At 53.7% G+C, this 2,497-nt stretch carries 5 protein-coding genes; 4 read left to right on the top strand and 1 reads right to left on the bottom strand.

The window, feature by feature from the left end; genetic code table 11:
• On the bottom strand, positions 1-202 hold a 202-nt coding region (locus tag AAAB16_RS07335; RefSeq protein ID WP_340662755.1), incomplete at its 3' end, for an aldo/keto reductase.
• Positions 203-438: 236 nt separating this feature from the next.
• Here AAAB16_RS07335 and rplM point away from each other — a divergent pair.
• From rplM to AAAB16_RS07315, 4 genes are all read left to right on the top strand, one after another.
• Positions 439-867 carry a 50S ribosomal protein L13 gene (gene rplM, locus AAAB16_RS07330; protein ID WP_108098495.1) on the top strand — a complete coding sequence of 143 codons (429 nt, stop codon included), beginning with the start codon at positions 439-441 and terminating at the stop codon, positions 865-867.
• Positions 868-881: 14 nt separating this feature from the next.
• Positions 882-1,274, top strand: coding sequence for a 30S ribosomal protein S9 (gene rpsI / locus AAAB16_RS07325; RefSeq protein ID WP_108098496.1), 393 nt, complete (start codon positions 882-884; stop codon positions 1,272-1,274).
• Positions 1,275-1,526: 252 nt separating this feature from the next.
• Positions 1,527-2,120 (top strand): ubiquinol-cytochrome c reductase iron-sulfur subunit, encoded by a 594-nt coding sequence (petA, locus tag AAAB16_RS07320; protein WP_110616660.1) that lies wholly within the window; start codon positions 1,527-1,529, stop codon positions 2,118-2,120.
• Positions 2,120-2,497: cytochrome b N-terminal domain-containing protein (locus AAAB16_RS07315; protein WP_340662754.1), on the top strand; the 378-nt coding region annotated here is incomplete at its 3' end. The genes petA and AAAB16_RS07315, both read left to right, overlap by 1 nt.

Raw genomic sequence — 2,497 nt, 5'->3', positions numbered from 1 at the left:
TTTGTTCGGTGCGGCTGTAAGTTTCAGCGCGCGGCGGCACTGGGTACATTTCCGCTGTGTCGATAAAGTTAACGCCAGCGGCGCGGGCCATATCGATTTGCTCGAAGGCCTGTTCCTGCGTGTTTTGCTCGCCCCAGGTCATGGTGCCTAGACAGATTGCGCTGACATCGAGATCGGTGCGGCCGAGCTTACGAAACTGCATGAATTTCTCCTCGTGCAAAAGGCACATCAAATCAGGTTGATATTTTTCCTGCAATCGGCATAATTCCGCAGCTGTTTTCAGCAGGGGATGCCTAGCCTGCTTGAACTCGCCGTACGGACGTGATGACCCGAGCCCCCGATAGCGTCCGTCTCTGGCTGCCTTTGCTTGTCAAAGTGCGCACAATTCAGTAAGATCCGCCGTCTTATTTTCAGGGCGGCCCCTGAGGCTATTAAAGAATGAAAACTTTTACTGCTAAACCGGAAACTGTTCAGCGCGACTGGTTTGTCGTCGACGCTGCAGGTCAGACTCTGGGTCGTCTGGCCACAGAAATCGCTAGTCGTCTGCGTGGCAAGCACAAAGCCGAATACACGCCTCACGTTGATACCGGTGACTACATCGTTGTTATCAATGCTGAGCAAGTACGTGTAACCGGTGCCAAGACCACTGACAAAATGTACTACTCTCACTCCGGTTTCCCGGGTGGCATCAAGTCGATCAACTTTGAAAAGTTGATCGCCAAGGCGCCTGAGCGTGTGATCGAGACCGCGGTTAAAGGCATGCTGCCGAAGAACCCGTTGGGTCGCGACATGTACCGTAAGCTGAAAGTGTACAAGGGTGCTGTTCACCCACACACTGCTCAGCAGCCCCAAGAACTGAAGATTTAACGGAATAGTTCATTATGTCGGCGACTCAAAATTACGGCACTGGCCGTCGCAAGACTGCAACCGCTCGCGTTTTCCTGCGTGCAGGTACTGGCAAGATCTCCATCAATAATCGCACCCTGGAAAACTTCTTCGGTCGCGAAACTGCCCGCATGGTAGTTCGTCAGCCGCTGGAACTGACTGAGACTGTCGAAAAATTCGACATCTACGTTACTGTTCTGGGTGGTGGTGTTAGCGGCCAAGCTGGCGCAATCCGTCACGGTATCACTCGTGCTCTGATGGACTATGATGAAGCTCTGCGTCCTGCCCTGCGCAAAGCTGGTTACGTCACTCGTGACGCCCGCGAAGTTGAACGTAAGAAAGTCGGTCTGCGTAAAGCGCGTAAGCGTCCGCAGTACTCGAAGCGTTAATTCGCTCTTCGTTCAAAAGCGCCCAGTCTCCCAAAGGAGCTGGGCGTTTTTTATGGGCGAAAGTATTGCTTGCGACAACTTGCCGCACGTGCAAATCCCGCGTCCGGCAAGGCTTCTAGCCATTTTGTATCCAGTAATTGCCTTGTCAGAAATGGGGCTTTTCTTTACCATTTGGCAAATTTTTTGCGCGGCTTGAATTTTACTTAGTAGACGCCTGAACAACAGGCCACAAAGCTGATGGGAGACGACTGAATGAGCAATGACGGCGTGAATGCAGGCCGGCGTCGCTTCCTTGTAGCAGCCACTTCGGTGGTTGGTGCTGCAGGAGCGGTGGGTGCTGCGGTCCCGTTCGTGGGGTCATGGTTCCCGAGTGCCAAGGCGAAAGCCGCTGGTGCTGCGGTGAAAGTGAATGTCAGCAAAGTCGAACCAGGTCAGCAGATGATTGCTGAGTGGCGCGGCCAGCCGGTATTCATCGTTCACCGGACAGAGGAAATTCTGGGCAACCTGACCAAGATCCACGATCGTATGTCTGACCCGGAGTCGAAAGCTTCCGTACAGCCCACCTACGTTGACTCGACGGTGCGCTCGATCAAACCAGAAATTCTGGTATTGGTCGGTATCTGCACCCACTTGGGTTGCTCGCCTTCGTTCCGTCCTGAAGTGGCTCCGGCTGACCTCGGTCCCGAGTGGGTCGGTGGGTATTTCTGCCCTTGCCACGGTTCGCGTTATGACCTCGCCGGTCGTGTGTATAAATCGCAACCAGCTCCGTTGAATCTGCCAGTGCCGCCTCACTCTTATGAGTCTGACGACGTCATTGTCATCGGTGTGGACCAGGAGAAAGCCTGATGAGCAAATTCATGGAGTGGGTAGATGCGCGCTTTCCCGCCACTAAAATGTGGGAAGACCATCTAAGCAAGTACTACGCACCGAAGAACTTCAACTTCTTCTATTTCTTTGGCTCCCTGGCGCTGTTGGTTCTGGTTAACCAGATTCTGACTGGTGTCTGGCTGACCATGAGCTACACCCCGTCCGCCGAAGAGGCTTTTGCCTCCGTTGAATACATCATGCGTGATGTGGAATACGGCTGGATTATCCGTCTGATGCACTCCACCGGCGCTTCGGCGTTCTTTATCGTGGTTTACCTGCATATGTTCCGTGGCTTGCTCTACGGTTCGTATCAGAAGCCGCGTGAGCTGGTGTGGGTATTCGGCATGCTGATCTAC

The sequence above is a fragment of the Pseudomonas sp. genome (assembly GCF_037994325.1).
GTDB lineage: Bacteria > Pseudomonadota > Gammaproteobacteria > Pseudomonadales > Pseudomonadaceae > Aquipseudomonas.
Note: the sequence above shows the minus strand (reverse complement) of the source record. Positions and strands in the feature narration are given on the sequence as shown.

What these genes read in the sequence shown, in the direction of transcription:
- rplM (WP_108098495.1), top strand. Translation starts at nt 439, where the DNA reads ATGAAAACTTTTACTGCTAAACCGGAAACTGTTCAGCGCGACTGGTTT.
- rpsI (WP_108098496.1), top strand. Translation starts at nt 882, where the DNA reads ATGTCGGCGACTCAAAATTACGGCACTGGCCGTCGCAAGACTGCAACC.
- petA (WP_110616660.1), top strand. Translation starts at nt 1,527, where the DNA reads ATGAGCAATGACGGCGTGAATGCAGGCCGGCGTCGCTTCCTTGTAGCA.